We start from the raw sequence: 14,214 nt of genomic DNA, 5'->3' as shown, positions 1-14,214 counted from the left end.
CCTGGCGCTCGCGGCCACCGCGACCGGCGTGGCCGGCGCCCCGGCGGGTCACCGCGCGGCCGCGGCGATCGCGGGCGGCGTCGCCGGGCTCGTCGGCGGCTACGACGACCTCGCCGGTGCCCGGCCGGAACAAGCGGGGGACAAGGGGCTCGCCGGTCACCTGCGCGCGCTGCGGGCCGGTCGCATCTCGGCCGGTGCGGTCAAGGTGGCCGGTATCGGCGCGGCGGGCGCCGTCGCGGGGTTGCTCACCTCCCGGGGACGCGGTCCCGGGACCGTCGTCGACGCCGTCCTCACCACCGGGCTGGTCGCAGGCACGGCGAACCTGGTCAACCTGCTGGACCTGCGTCCCGGCCGGGCCGCCAAGGCGGGGGTGATCGCCGGCGCGGCCGCGCTCGGCGGCCCCGGGGGCACGCTGGTCGCCGGACCGCTGGGCGCGACGCTCGCGGTGCTCCCCGCCGACCTGGGGGAGCGGGTCATGCTCGGCGACAGCGGCGCCAACGCTCTCGGCGCGCTGCTCGGACTGCGGCTGGCGGCGGCGCCGTCGCGCGCGCGACGCGCCGGCCTGCTCGCCGGGGTCGTGGCGCTGACGCTGGCCAGCGAGAAGGTCAGCTTCACCCGAGTCATCGAGGCCACCCCCGGGCTGCGCGAGCTGGACCGGCTCGGCCGCCGCCCGTCGTGACCCGCCGCGCGGTCGCCCAGGGAGTCGCCGGCGCGGCGGTGCTGATCGCGGTGCTCACCCTGCTGGCCCGCGTGGCGGGTTTTGGCCGCACGCTGGTGTTCACCAACGCCGTCGGCGCCGACAGCACCGGCGACACCTACCAGGCCGCGAACACCGTCCCCAACATCGTCTTCGAGGTGGTGGCCGGGGGAGCGCTGGCCGCCCTCGTCGTCCCGATGCTGGCCGGCGGCATCGCCACCGGCGACCGGGAACAGGTGCGGCGGACCGCCTCGGCTCTGCTGGGCTGGACCCTGCTGGTGCTCACCCCGTTGGCCGTCGCGATCGCGCTGCTGGCCGAGCCGATCGCCCGGCTGCTGCTCGGGTCGGGCAGCACCGCGCAGGTCGATCTCGCCGCGCGGTTCCTCGTGGTGTTCGCCCCGCAGGTGGTGCTCTACGGCATCGGGATCGTGCTCACCGGCGTCCTGCAGGCGCACCGGCGCTTCGCCGCTCCCGCCGTGGCGCCGCTGCTGTCCAGCGTCGTCGTCGCCGGTGCCTACGTGGGCTTCGCCGTGCTGGACGGGGGGCGGGACGTCGACGACCTCTCCACGCCCGCCGAGCTCGTGCTCGGCGTGGGGACGACGCTCGGTGTGGTGGCGCTCAGCCTCAGCCTCGTCGTGCCGGTGCGCAGCCTGGGCCTGCGGCTGCGGCCGTCGCTGAGGTTCCCGGTCGGCGCCGCCCCCCGGGTGCGCCGGCTCGCCGTCGCCGGGGTGCTGACCCTCGCCGGCCAGCAGCTGGTCGCCGCGGTGGCGATCCGGCTGGCCAACGACGGGACGCCGGACGGGACGCAGGTCGTGTACGCGGCCGGGCTCACCCTCTTCCTGGTGCCCTGGGCGGCGCTCGCCGTGCCGCTGGCGACGTCGGCCTACCCGGGCCTGGCCGAGCGTGCGGAGACCGGTGACGAGGAGGGCTACGCGCGGGCCCTCGCTCCGGTGGTGGTCCTGGTGGTGGCGGTGTCGGCGGCCGCCGCGGCGCTGCTGGCGGCCGTCGCGGGCCCGATGGCCCGGGTCTTCCTGGCCAGCGGGTCGGATGCCGCCGTCGGCGCGCTCCGCGACACGACCGTCGCCTTCGCCCCCGGCCTGGTGGGGTACGGCCTGGTCGCGGTGCTCACCCGCGCGCTCTACGCGCGGGGGCTGTGGAAGGCGCCGACGGTGTGCGTGGTGGGTGGCTGGCTGCTCGCCGTCGTCGCCGACCTGGTCTTGTCCGCCACCCTGCCGGCCGCGGACCGCGCGATGGCGCTGGGCGCGGGGCACACGCTCGGCGTGACCGTGGCCGGGATCGCTCTCTTGGGAGTGGTCGCCCGCACCACCGGCGGAACCGCCCTCGCCGGTCTGGGGAAGGCCGGCACCGCGGCTCTGGCCGGCGCCGTGGCCGGGGCGGCGGCCGGATTCGCCGTCGGGCGGGCGCTGGGTGTCGATCCCGTGCCGGGACGAGGGGTCCTGACGGCCGTCGGCGGGGGTGCGCTGGTGGCGACGGTCGTGCTGGTGGTGGCGCTGGCGGTCATGATGGTGGCCGCGCGAGCCCCGCTGACCGCCGCGCTGCGCGCCTTGCGCGCACCCGAGCGACAGGAGGTGCCCAGTGGCTGAGCAGCCACCGCTGGCCGGTCGCCGGGTCGTGGAGGTGCTGGCGACGAGTGCCGGGGGCGTCGGGACCCACGTCCGCGCCCTCGTCGCGCCGCTGCGCGAGGCCGGTGCCGACGTCGGCGTCTGCGGGGCACCGGCCACCGAGGAGCTGTTCGGCTTCACCGCGACGGGAGCGGACTTCACCCCCGTCGGCATCTCGAACGGCCTGGCACCGATGGCCGACGGCCGGGCGGTGCTCGAGCTGCGCCGTGCCCTGGTGGGCGCGGACCTCGTCCACGCCCACGGGTTGCGCGCCGGTCTGGTGGCGGCCGCGGCGCTCCGCCTACCGGGCCGGCCGCGCCCGCCGCTGGTGCTCACCCTGCACAACGCCCTGCAGGAGGGCGGCGGTCGGTTGCGCGCCGCGCTGGAGGCCCTGGAGCGGCTGACGGTGCGGAGCGCGGACCTGGTCCTCGCCGTCTCCAGCGACCTGGCCGCCAACGCCCGCCGCGCCGGCGCCCGGGACGTGCGGGTGGCCCCGGCCCTCGCTCCGCCGCTGGCTCCGGCGGTCCGCGACCGCGCGATGGTGCGAGCAGAGCTGGGCGTACCCGACGGCCGTCCGCTGGTGGTCGCCGTCGGTCGGCTGCACCCGCAGAAGGGCTACGACACGCTGCTGGGCGCCGTCCGCCGCTGGGCCGGGCAGCCGACCGCGCCGTTCGTCGCGATCGCCGGCGACGGGCCGCTGCACGACGAGCTCGCGGCGCGCATCGCCGCCGAGCGGCTGCCGGTGACGCTCCTCGGCCGGCGCAGCGACGTCGCCGACCTGCTCGGCGCCGCCGACGTCTGCGTGCTGCCCTCGCGCTGGGAGGGGAGTCCCTTCACCGCCCAGGAGGCGCTGCGCGCCGGCACGCCGCTGGTCGCCACCCGAGCGGGCGGCACGCCGGAGCTCGTGGGGGAGGCCGCCGAGCTCGTGGCCGTCGGCGACGAGGGCGCGCTTGGCGACGCCCTCGAGGCGGTGCTCGGCGATCCGGCCCGGGCGGCGGCGCTGGCCGAGGCCGGTCTCCGGCGGGCGGCCGAGTGGCCTGACGAAGCCGGCGCGGGACGGCGCGTGGTCGCCGTCTACCGGGAGCTGCTGGGTCCGCCGGCAGCCGACCTCCGGTGAGCACCTCCCGGCGGTGGGCGCTCCTGCCGGTACTGCTCACCGCGCTGGCTTTCGCGCTCGGTCTGGCCTCGCCCGCCGCGGCTGCCGACGGCGACGCCGCAGCTGCCGACCGGGTGCTGGTCGTCGGCGTCCCGGGCCTGCTGTGGAGCGATGTCGACCGCGAGACCACCCCGAGCCTGTGGGCGCTGTCCGAGCGCGGGTCGATCGGGGCGCTGTCGGTCCGTGCGGCGCGCAGCACCACCTGCCTGCTCGACGGCTGGGCGACGTTGGGCGCCGGGAACAGGGCACGGTTCCCCGGGCCGGACGAGAGCCTGCCGCCGGTTCCGCTGCCCACGCTGCCGCTCCCGGAGGCCGGCCCCGGCGAGCCGGTGCCCGAGGACGGCGGTGACGGCACCGACGGCGAGCCCGAGGAACCGCGGCTGGACACCTCGCTGTCGCACTGCGGGCTCCAGGAACGGATCGCGGCCGTCGCCCTCGACGATCCCGCCGCCACCGTGCAGCGCACCGCCGACGACAGGGGGACCACCCGGTTCGGCGCCGAGCCGGCCGCGCTCGGCGCGGGCGTCGGCTGCGCCGCGGTCTCCGGCCGTGCGGCCGCCCTCGCGGCGGCGGCACCGGGCGTGCGGCTGGAGCGCACGCCCGCGCTGCCGGCGGAGCCGGACGAGCTGGCCGCGTTCCTCGACAGCTGCCCGCTCGGCCTGGTCTCGCTCGACGCGCTCACCATCGCCGGCCGCCCGGGCGTGGACCAGACCGACGACGGCACCGATCCGGAGCCGCGGGCCGACGCGCTGGTCCGCATCGACGGCGCGGTGCAGCGCCTGGTCACCGCCGTCGGATCGCTCCCGGGGGAGACCCTCGTCCTCCTCGCCGGGATCTCGGAGGTCAACGACGGACGCCCGCAGCTGCACGTCGGCATCGCCGCCGGCGCCGGGTTCGACGGCGGCGGCTGGCTGAGCTCGGCCAGCACCGGGCGTGCGCCGTACGTCCAGCTGATCGACCTGGCGCCGACGGCGCTGCGCGCGCTCGGGCTCGACGTCCCTGCCTCGATGAACGGCCAGCCGCTGCGCGTGGCAGGGGACCGGCCAACCCTGGCGGAGGCGGTCACCGAGCTCGAGCACATGAACGTCGGGGCGACGGTGCACCACCGCAACGTCGGCAACTTCTTCTGGATCGTCGTGGCCGTGGTCGCCTCGGTGGTGGTCCTCGGCGTGCTGCTGCTCGGATTCCGGAGAAGCACGGGCCCGGTCGCGCCGCCGTTGCGCCGAGCCCGGGGAGTGCTGCGGACCTGGTGCTTGGCGGCGGCGTCGCTGCCCGTGGCCACCTACCTGGCGGGCCTCGTCCCGTGGGAGCGCGCCGAGGATCCGCTCACGTGGCATGCGGTCGCGGTGGTCGGGTCGGTCGTCGTCGTCACCGCCGTGGCCGGGCTCGGGCCGTGGCGGCGCAGCCGGCTGGGGCCGCCGCTGGCGATCCTCGTCGTCACGCTGGTCACGCTGGTCGGCGACGTGCTGACCGGCTCGCACCTGGAGCTCAACGGATTCCTCGGTTACGACGCCGTCGTGGCCGGCCGGTTCACCGGCTACGGCAACCTCAGCTTCGGCCTGCTCTCCGTCAGCGCGCTGCTGGTCACCGCGGCGGTGGCCACGATCGTCGGGCGGCGCGTCGAGGCCGGCCGCCGCAGCCGTGCCGTGGCCGCCGTCGTCCTGGGGGCAGGGGTCGTGATGGTCGGCGTCATCGGCGCACCGCCGCTGGGCCGCGACTTCGGCGGAGTGCTGGCCGCCCTGCCCGGCTTCCTGCTCCTGGCGATGCTGCTGGCACGGGTGCGGGTGACCGTCGTCCGGCTGGGCGCGATCCTGGCGGCCGCCGTGCTGGTGGTCGGTTCGATCGCCGTCCTGGACTGGGCCGGACCGGCCGAGGACCGCAGCCACCTCGGCCGGTTCGTCGAGCAGGTGCTAACCGGCGAGGCGTGGACCGTCATCTCGCGCAAGGGCCAGGCGAACCTGAACATCCTCATGGGCAGCCCGCTGGCCTGGGTGCTCCCGGTCGCCCTCGTCGCCGCGGTGTGGCTGCTGCGGCCCGGAGGACTCCTGCGCAGCGGTCCGGCCGGCCCGCCCGGCGGCCTGCACCCGGAGGACGCGCGGGTGGTCCGCGACGGGCTGCTCGCCGCGGCACTGAGCCAGTTCCTCGGCGCCGCGGTCAACGACTCCGGCGTGGCGGTGGCGGCGACGGCGGCCGCGCTGCTCGTCCCGCTGCTGGTGTGGCTGGCCGCGGCGCCGCGCGAGCACACCCCCGGGAAGGGGGACGGCGCGCGTGCCGCTCCCCACACCGACCCGGGAGACGGCCCCGATCGTGTTACGGTCGTCTCCCGTGGATCGACCGTCTGGAACGCCTGACTCCGTCGCATCGCGCGGCCCTCTCCGCAACTCCCAGCCGACGAAGTTCGTCTTCGTCACCGGCGGCGTTGTCTCCTCGCTCGGCAAGGGGTTGACCGCCAGTTCGCTGGGCGCCCTGCTCGCCAGCCGGGGCCTGCGGGTCACGATGCAGAAGCTCGACCCGTACCTGAACGTCGACCCCGGGACGATGAACCCGTTCCAGCACGGCGAGGTCTTCGTGACCGAGGACGGCGCCGAGACCGACCTCGACATCGGGCACTACGAGCGGTTCCTCGACACCGACCTGTCGGGCCGGGCGAACGTGACCACCGGTCAGGTCTACTCCGACGTGATCGCCAAGGAGCGCCGCGGCGAGTACCTCGGCGACACCGTGCAGGTCATCCCGCACATCACCAACGAGATCAAGGCCCGCATCCTCGCCGGTGGGGAGGGCCCGGAGCGGGTCGACGTCGTCATCACCGAGATCGGCGGCACCGTCGGCGACATCGAGTCGCTGCCCTTCCTCGAGGCGGCGCGGCAGGTCCGGCACGACATCGGCCGCGACAACTGCTTCTTCCTGCACATCTCGCTGATCCCGTTCATCGCGCCGTCGGGTGAGCTGAAGACGAAGCCGACCCAGCACTCGGTGGCCGCGCTGCGCACCGTCGGCATCCAGCCCGACGCCCTGGTCTGCCGGTCGGACCGGGAGATCTCCGAGGGGCTCAAGCGCAAGATCAGCCTGATGTGCGACACCGACGTCGAGGGCGTCATCTCCTGCCCCGACGCGCCGTCGATCTACGACATCCCGAAGGTGCTGCACAGCGAGGGGCTCGACGCCTACGTCGTCCGCCGGCTCGGCCTGCCGTTCCGGGACGTCGACTGGACCGTGTGGGGCGACCTGCTGGATCGGGTGCACGCTCCGCGGCAGACGGTCACCATCGCCCTGGTCGGCAAGTACATCGACCTGCCCGACGCCTACCTGTCGGTGACCGAGGCCCTGCGTGCGGGCGGTTTCGCGCACCACAGCCGGGTCCAGATCCGCTGGGTCCCGTCGGACGACTGCGAGACGCCGGAGGGCGCGGCGAAGGCGCTGGCCGGCGTCGACGGCGTCTGCGTCCCCGGCGGGTTCGGCGTGCGCGGCATCGAGGGGAAGCTGGGCGCGCTCCGGCACACCCGCACGAACGGCATCCCGACCTTGGGTCTGTGCCTGGGGCTGCAGTGCATGGTCATCGAGTACGCCCGCAACGTGGCGGGGCTCGAGAAGGCCAACTCCGCCGAGTTCGACCCGGAGACGCCGGACCCCGTGATCGCCACCATGGCCACGCAGGTCGACGTCGTCGCCGGCCGCGGGGACATGGGCGGGACCATGCGGCTGGGCAGCTACCCGGCAACGCTGCAGCACGGCTCGATCGTCGCCGGCGTGTACGGCGCCGGTGAGATCACCGAGCGGCACCGGCACCGGTACGAGGTGGCCAACGCCTACCGCGACCGGCTCACCGAGGCCGGGCTGGTCTTCTCCGGGACCTCGCCCGACGGCACGCTGGTCGAGTTCGCCGAACTGCCCCGCGAGGCGCACCCGTTCTTCGTGGGCACGCAGGCGCACCCCGAGCTGAAGAGCCGGCCGACCCGCCCGCACCCGCTGTTCGCCGGGTTCGTGCAGGCGGCGATCGACTACCAGGAGTCCGCCCGGTTGCCGGTGATGGTCGACGAGGCGGAGAAGGTCGGCATCTGATGGCCTCCGCGGGTGAGCACGACTACCGCGTGCTGGCCAGCGAGCCGGTCTTCGACGGGCACGTGATCTCCCTGCGTCGCGACACCGTCGCGATGCCCGGGGGTGGCGACTCCGTGCGCGAGGTCGTGGCGCACCCGGGCGCGGTGGCGGTGGTGGCGCTGGACGACGACGACCGCGTGGTGCTGCTCCGCCAGTACCGGCACCCGGTCGGTCGCTACCTGTGGGAGCTGCCCGCCGGCCTGAGGGACGCCGACGGCGAGCCGCCGCTGGAGACGGCGAAGCGCGAGCTCGCGGAGGAAGCGCAGCTCGCCGCCGAGCGGTGGTCCCTGCTCACCACGACGTACAGCACGCCCGGCTTCTGCGACGAGCTGGTGCTGGTCTACCTCGCCGAAGGACTGTCCGACGTCGCGCGGCCGGACGGCTTCACCGTCGAGCACGAGGAGCTCGACATGGAGGTGGAGCGAGTGCCGCTGGACGAGGCCGTGCAGCGCGTCTTCGACGGCGACATCCGCAACGCCGCAGCGGTGATCGGGCTCCTGGCGGCGGCGCAGGCTCGCTCCGCCGGCCCCCGTCTACGGGACGTCGACACGGTCTGACTCCGTAGTCCGGCCGCTGCGGCGCACGGCAGGACCCGCGAGCCACGGTCGTCAGCAGTGGACCGGCGGTCGCCTGCTGTCTGCGAAAACTGTCGGAGCCCGAACGTATGTTCGGTTCATGCAGCAGGTCGCGGCTTCCTCCGGGGTGGAGTCGCTGTTGGCCGATTGGCTGGCGGTGTTGCCGGAGTCGGATGCGCGGTTGCCGGTGAGCCGGTTGGGTGCCGGGGAGGTGGCGGCGGAGCTGGGTCGGATCCAGCGGGACCGGGCGCGGGAGGCCGCGCGGGAGGCGGAGCTGATCCTGCGGCTGGCCGAGCTGCGCCCCGACACCGACGATCCGCCGGAGCGCGGGCCCGGTGGGCGCCGGCGGCGGGCGTGGCGGAGGACAGCGCCGGAGTTCGTCGGGGTGAGCGAGTTCTTCCCCGACGAGGTGGCGCACGCGATCAACCTGGGCCGGGGCACGGCGGCGTTCCCGGCGCGGCGGGCGTTCGCGTGGCGGGAGAACCTGCCGGCCACGTTCGCGGCGCTGCGCCGCGGGCAGCTGGACGAGCGGCGGGCCGATGTGCTGGCCGACGTGTTGCAGCACACCAGCCCGGAGCTGGCCCGCGCCGTGGAGGCCGTGCTGCTGCCGGAGGCGGCGGAGCTGTCGCTGGCCGCGTTGCGCCGGCGGGCGCTGGAGGTGTTGGCCGAGCTGGATGCCGATGCGGTGGAGCGGCGGCGCACGGAGGCGCAGCGGGCCGCCGACGTGCGCGCCTATCCCACCGCCGACGGGATGGCCGCGCTCACCACCGACATGACCGCCGAGGGTGCGGCGGCGTGCTACGCGGTGATCGACGCGCTGGCGGCGATGGCGAAGGCCGACGGTGACCCCCGCCCGATCGGGGCGATCCGCTCCAGCATCCACACGATGCTGCTGCTGCGCCCGGCCGACCACGGGCTGGGGGCGGTGACGATCAACCTCACGGTCACCGCGGCGCTGGACGGGCTGGAGGGTGCGTCGGCGCGGGGTGGTGAGGTGAACGGGTTCCCGGTCACCGCCGCGCACCTGCGCGACCTGCTGGCCCGGGTCCGGGCGCTCGGGCTGACCACCCCGGAGGGTGGGTCGTTGACGTTCGCGCTCACCGACCAGCACGGCCGGCTGCTGGCCACGATCACCGCCGCCGAGTTGGCCCGGCTCGCCACTGCCGGCTGCACCGACCACCCCGACACCCAGCCGACAGTCGACCAGTCACCTGCGTGTGACTGCCCGGTCGTGGGCATGCCGGACGACACCGACGCCTACGAGCCCCGCGCCGCGCAGCGGCGGTTCGTCACCACCCGCGACCGCCGCTGCCGCGCACCCAACTGCGGCCAGCGGGTCGGCATGGCCGACCTGGACCACGTCGTGCCGCACGGCCAGGGCGGCCGGACCACCTGCGCGAACCTCTGCTGCCTGTGCCGCTCCCACCACCGGCTCAAGACCTTCGCCCGCGGCTGGACCTTCCGCATGGACCCCGACGGCACCCTGCACGTGACCAGCCCCTCCGGCATCACCCGCACCACCCGACCACCGGGCCTGCGGCGACCGGAACCCGAACCGCCGCCCTACGAGCCGGAGAGCGACCCGCCACCCTTCTGACCCTCCGGTAGGGCGACCGACGGCGGGCCGGCTTCACTCAGGAGGTCGGCCAAGCGGAGGCGAAGCCAGACCCTGGACGTGAACTCGAGGTCTAGGTGTCCAGCCGCAGGCCCACGCGGTCGAGCTCGAGGGCGGCCAGCGCGCGCACGGCCGCCGGATCACCCGCCCGCCACGCCGCGCCCGTTCCGGGCGGGAGGGCGGCCAGCCGGGGGAGCGGGGCGGTTGCCACCGCACGCGCGGCCAGCAGGTCGAGGTCCGGTGCGGGGCCGGCGAGCAAGCGGGCTGCGGCGCCGGCCTCGCGGAGGTATCCCCATCGCCACGGCAGCCAGCGCAGCAGCAACCAGGCGACCGGGAGCACGACGAGCGCGACGGCGAGGATCGTCGCCAGCGTCTCCACGGCGTCCTGCGCGGACTGCCCTGCTCCGCTCACCGAGCCGCTGGCACGAGCCAAGGCGCCGAACGGGGCGGAGAGCTCGTCGCCGACGACCGGCACGTCCTCGGCCACGCCGGCAGCCGACTCCATGCTGCCGCCGACCGAGCGGCCCAGGTCCTCCACGGCTCGTCCGGGCCCGGCCAGCGCGAGCACCGCCCCGTGGACCGCGCGGGCGACGAAGATCCACAACAGGGTCCAGCCGAGCAGGCCGGCATCGGCCGCGAGCTGACGCAGGCGGAGCGCGGGTCGCTGTGCGTAGGGGCGCATGCGCTCATCTTTCGATCCGGCGCAGTCCGCCGCAGATCGACGCGTCGGCCCGAGAGATCCAGGCCGTTCCCGCCCTCGGATGACCATGACCGCAAGCGCCGCGTGCCTACACTCCGCGACAGGGCCGCCCCGACGGGCAGCCCAGGACGCGGCACGGGTCCGCACTGCGGACCCGTCACCAGAGCAGGAGCGAGAGCGGTGCGGGTCGGGGTACCCCGAGAGATCAAGGACGGCGAGAACCGGGTGGCGCTGACGCCGGCCGGCGTCACCGAGCTGGTGCAGGCCGGACACACGGTGCTCGTCGAGCGCGGCGCCGGGGAAGGCTCCTCCATCCCGGACGCCGACTTCCGCGCAGCCGGCGCCGAGGTCGTGCCGGCGGCCGACGACGTCTGGGCGGACGCGGAGCTGCTGCTCAAGGTCAAGGAGCCGGTCGGCGAGGAGTACGGGCGGCTGCGGGCGGACCAGACGCTGTTCACCTTCCTGCACCTCGCGGCGTCGAAGGAGTGCACCGACGCCCTCCGGGCCTCGGGGATCACCGCCCTCGCCTACGAGACCGTCCAGACCGACGACGGCGCCCTCCCGCTGCTGGCGCCGATGAGCGAGGTGGCCGGCCGGATGGCGCCGCAGGTCGGCGCGCACGCCCTCGAGCGCGGCCACGGTGGTCGCGGCGTGCTGCTCGGTGGCGTGTCCGGCGTCTACGCGGCCAAGGTCGTGGTGATCGGCGCGGGCGTCTCGGGCATGAACGCCGCCGCCATCGCCCTCGGCATGCAGGCCGAGGTGGTCGTCCTCGACCGCGACATCGACAAGCTCCGCGCCGCGGACCGGATCTACCGCGGTCACCTGCAGACAGTGGCGTCCAGCGCCTACGAGATCGAGCGGGCCGTGCTCGACGCGGACCTGGTCATCGGCGCCGTCCTGGTGCCCGGCGCGAAGGCGCCGACGCTGGTGAGCAACGACCTGGTCAGCCGGATGAAGTCCGGCTCGGTCCTCGTCGACATCGCCGTCGACCAGGGCGGGTGCTTCGAGGACACCCGGCCGACCACGCACGCCGAGCCGACGTTCGGCGTCCACGGGTCGGTCTTCTACTGCGTCTCCAACATGCCGGGTGCGGTGCCCAACACCTCCACGCACGCGCTGACCAACGTGACGCTGCCCTACGTGCTGGCCCTGGCGAACGAGGGGACGGCGGCGGCGGTCCGCGCGGACCCGGTGCTGGCCCGCGGGGTGAACGTGGCGGCCGGCGAGGTCGTCCTCCCCGAGGTCGCCGAGGCGCACGGGATGACCGCCGTCCCGCTGGCGGAGGTGCTGTCCTGACAGTCGCCGACGCACCGGCCGCCGTCGCCGGCTCCGACGTGACCCGTGCGGTCACCGGCTACCTCGACCACCTCACCGTCGAGCGGGGACTCGCGGCCAACACGATCGCCTCCTACCGCCGGGATCTCCGCCGGTACACCGAGTACCTGACGAGGGCCGGGGTGAACTCGCTGCGCGACGTCGCGGAGTCCGACGTCGCCGGTTTCCTCGCCGCGCTGCGGGAGGGGGACGACGACCATCCGCCGCTGTCGGCGACCTCCGCGGCGCGGGCCGTCGTCGCCGTGCGCGGCCTGCACCGCTTCGCGCTGCTCGACGGGCTGGTGCCCGACGACGTGGCGCACGAGGTCCGCCCACCCACGCCGGCGCGGCGCCTGCCCAAGGCCGTACCCGTCGAGTCGGTGGTCGCGCTGATCGAGGCGGCCGGTGCGATCGAGGGCCCCCGGGGCCTGCGGGACCGCGCCCTGCTCGAGCTCCTCTACGGGACAGGCGCCCGTATCTCCGAGGCGGTCGGCCTGGCCGTCGACGACATCGACCGGGGGCAGGGGACGGTGCGGCTCGCCGGCAAGGGAGGCAAGGAGCGGATCGTCCCGGTGGGGAGCTTCGCGCTGCGCGCCGTGGAGGAGTACCTCGTCCGGGCCCGGCCGGCGCTCGCGGCCGCCAGCCGGCGTGGCGTGCGCGGGGGAGTGCTCTTCCTCAACGTCCGGGGTGGGCCGCTGTCGCGGCAGAGCGCGTGGCAGATCCTCCGGTCGGCGGCGGAGCGGGCCGGCGGTGCGGTCGGCGACCTGGCGACGTCGGTCTCGCCGCACACCCTGCGGCACTCGTTCGCCACCCACCTGCTCGACGGTGGTGCCGACGTGCGCGTCGTCCAGGAACTGCTGGGCCACGCATCGGTGACGACCACGCAGGTCTACACGCTGGTGACGGTGGACAAGCTGCGCGAGGTGTACGCCACCAGCCATCCACGCGCCCTGAGATGACAGCGGGTCTGGTAACGGCTTGGCAGTTCTTGCGCCCGGTTCGGCTGTAGCAGTCACAACTGTTGTCACTCGTCGCCATGTCGACAAGTGTCCGGCGCGTCCGCTTGGGTGAACTCGCAACTCTTCGTAGCGTCTTCATCACCCGAGCGGGCAGGACGGCTGACCGCACCCGGACGACCGGGATCGGGCACGAGGTGGAGGCGAAATCCCATGGCGATCCGAGCGGACGCGGCACCTGCCGTCGCGCGCCCGCGCGACCCCGACCCGGAGATGGGTGCCGCCGCCTCGCGGCTGGACCCCGCGCGTGCCCGGCAGCGCCCGCTGCCCGACCCCAAGCCGCTGACCCAGCACGGCCCCGCGCACGTCATCGCGATGTGCAACCAGAAGGGCGGCGTCGGCAAGACGACGTCGACGATCAACCTGGGTGCCGCGCTCACCGAGTTCGGCCGCAAGGTGCTGCTGATCGACCTCGACCCGCAGGGTGCCCTGTCGGTCGGGCTCGGCGTGCCCGCGCAGAACCTCGACCGGACCATCTACAACGCCCTCATGGAGCGCCGGACGACCCTGCGCGACGTCCGGGTGCACACCGACATCCCGGGCCTGGATCTCGTGCCGAGCAACATCGACCTCTCAGCGGCCGAGGTGCAGCTGGTCAGCGAGGTCGCCCGCGAGCAGACGCTCATGCGGGTGCTCGCCGACGTCCGCGACGAGTACGACTACATCCTCATCGACTGCCAGCCGTCGCTCGGCCTGCTGACCGTCAACGCCCTGACCGCGGCGCACGGCGTGATGATCCCGCTGGAATGCGAGTTCTTCTCGCTGCGCGGCGTCGCCCTGCTGGTGGACACCATCGACAAGGTCAAGGAGCGGCTCAACCCGCAGCTGGAGATCTCCGGGATCCTGGCGACGATGTACGACGCGCGGACCGTGCACTGCAAGGAGGTGTTCAGCCGGGTGGTCGAGGCCTTCGGCGACACCGTCTTCCAGACCGTCATCCAGCGCACCGTGCGCTTCCCGGAGACCACGGTGGCCGGCCAGCCCATCACCACCTGGGCGCCCACCTCGTCCGGGGCCGCGGCCTACCGCGATCTCGCCAAGGAGGTCATCGCACTGTGATCGAGCTTGCGAGATCACACGAGGACACAGCGACCACGGTCATGCGGCCGACGAGCGCCAGCGAGGAGGTGTCGGCATGACTCGCCGTCCCGTGCTCCCCGGCGCCTCCGAGCTCTTCCGGCGCACCGACTCGGCCCCCTCGGAGGCCGAGGTCACCGAGCTGCCGAGCCTGAGCACCACGACCAGCTCGCCCGCGCTGCGCGGATCGGCGCTCCGGCGGGACGAGCCCGCCGCCGCCGAGGCGACCTCGGGCATGCCGCTCACCCTGGTGCCCGGTGGCGCGGAGAAGTCGCCGTCCACCGCTGCCGACGAGCTCGCCGCCTTCCGCGACGCGCCCGCGCCGGCGCCGGCGTCCGTGC

At 74.9% G+C, this 14,214-nt stretch carries 11 protein-coding genes and 1 pseudogene; 11 read left to right on the top strand and 1 reads right to left on the bottom strand.

Annotated features, from left to right (window positions below):
* The 7 genes from A6V29_RS04780 to A6V29_RS04750 form a co-directional block, all read left to right on the top strand.
* A partial coding sequence (locus A6V29_RS04780; RefSeq protein ID WP_137159241.1) for a hypothetical protein occupies window positions 1–679 on the top strand: 679 nt, incomplete at its 5' end.
* On the top strand, window positions 676–2,301 hold the full coding sequence (gene murJ / locus A6V29_RS04775) for a murein biosynthesis integral membrane protein MurJ (protein WP_137159240.1): 1,626 nt from the start codon (window positions 676–678) through the stop codon (window positions 2,299–2,301). The genes A6V29_RS04780 and murJ, both read left to right, overlap by 4 nt.
* A complete protein-coding gene (locus tag A6V29_RS04770) occupies window positions 2,294–3,436 on the top strand; it encodes a glycosyltransferase family 4 protein (protein WP_137159239.1) in 1,143 nt (380 codons plus the stop codon). The genes murJ and A6V29_RS04770 overlap by 8 nt, the downstream gene beginning before the upstream one ends.
* Window positions 3,433–5,826, top strand: coding sequence for a hypothetical protein (locus tag A6V29_RS04765; RefSeq protein ID WP_137159238.1), 2,394 nt, complete (start codon window positions 3,433–3,435; stop codon window positions 5,824–5,826). The genes A6V29_RS04770 and A6V29_RS04765 overlap by 4 nt, the downstream gene beginning before the upstream one ends.
* On the top strand, window positions 5,801–7,537 hold the full coding sequence (gene pyrG, locus A6V29_RS04760; protein ID WP_137159237.1) for a CTP synthase: 1,737 nt from the start codon (window positions 5,801–5,803) through the stop codon (window positions 7,535–7,537). The genes A6V29_RS04765 and pyrG overlap by 26 nt, the downstream gene beginning before the upstream one ends.
* A complete protein-coding gene (locus tag A6V29_RS04755; protein ID WP_137159236.1) occupies window positions 7,537–8,133 on the top strand; it encodes an NUDIX domain-containing protein in 597 nt (198 codons plus the stop codon). The genes pyrG and A6V29_RS04755 overlap by 1 nt, the downstream gene beginning before the upstream one ends.
* A gap of 118 nt (window positions 8,134–8,251) precedes the next feature.
* Complete coding sequence (locus tag A6V29_RS04750) at window positions 8,252–9,748, top strand: HNH endonuclease signature motif containing protein (protein ID WP_137159235.1); 1,497 nt, start codon at window positions 8,252–8,254, stop codon at window positions 9,746–9,748.
* A 91-nt stretch (window positions 9,749–9,839) separates the two neighbouring features.
* On the opposite strand, the gene A6V29_RS04745 is transcribed toward A6V29_RS04750, so the two are convergent.
* The gene (locus A6V29_RS04745; RefSeq protein WP_137159234.1) at window positions 9,840–10,448 is read right to left on the bottom strand and encodes a hypothetical protein; all 609 of its coding nucleotides are present in this window, start codon (window positions 10,446–10,448) and stop codon (window positions 9,840–9,842) included.
* Between the two features lie 198 nt (window positions 10,449–10,646).
* On the opposite strand from A6V29_RS04745, the gene ald reads away from it, so the two are divergent.
* The 4 genes and pseudogenes from ald to A6V29_RS04725 form a co-directional block, all read left to right on the top strand.
* Entirely contained in the window at window positions 10,647–11,762 is a 1,116-nt protein-coding gene (gene ald, locus A6V29_RS04740) for an alanine dehydrogenase (protein ID WP_137159233.1), read from the top strand.
* A 38-nt stretch (window positions 11,763–11,800) separates the two neighbouring features.
* Window positions 11,801–12,739, top strand: coding sequence for a site-specific tyrosine recombinase XerD (locus tag A6V29_RS04735; protein WP_212718993.1), 939 nt, complete (start codon window positions 11,801–11,803; stop codon window positions 12,737–12,739).
* Window positions 12,740–12,949: 210 nt separating this feature from the next.
* Window positions 12,950–13,855, top strand: coding sequence for an AAA family ATPase (locus tag A6V29_RS04730; RefSeq protein ID WP_137159232.1), 906 nt, complete (start codon window positions 12,950–12,952; stop codon window positions 13,853–13,855).
* 76 nt (window positions 13,856–13,931) lie between these two features.
* Window positions 13,932–14,214 (top strand): annotated as a pseudogene (locus A6V29_RS04725) (hypothetical protein); the annotation flags it as partial.

Origin of the sequence: Blastococcus sp. CCUG 61487 (genome assembly GCF_005222955.1) — a bacterium.
Taxonomy (GTDB): Bacteria; Actinomycetota; Actinomycetes; order Mycobacteriales; family Geodermatophilaceae; genus Blastococcus.
This window is presented reverse-complemented; position numbering and strand designations above follow the sequence as displayed.

Coding starts and splice junctions, on each gene's coding strand:
- A6V29_RS04755 (WP_137159236.1), top strand. CDS start 7,537: ATGGCCTCCGCGGGTGAGCACGACTACCGCGTGCTGGCCAGCGAGCCG.
- A6V29_RS04745 (WP_137159234.1), bottom strand. CDS start 10,448: ATGCGCCCCTACGCACAGCGACCCGCGCTCCGCCTGCGTCAGCTCGCG.
- A6V29_RS04730 (WP_137159232.1), top strand. CDS start 12,950: ATGGCGATCCGAGCGGACGCGGCACCTGCCGTCGCGCGCCCGCGCGAC.
- A6V29_RS04750 (WP_137159235.1), top strand. CDS start 8,252: ATGCAGCAGGTCGCGGCTTCCTCCGGGGTGGAGTCGCTGTTGGCCGAT.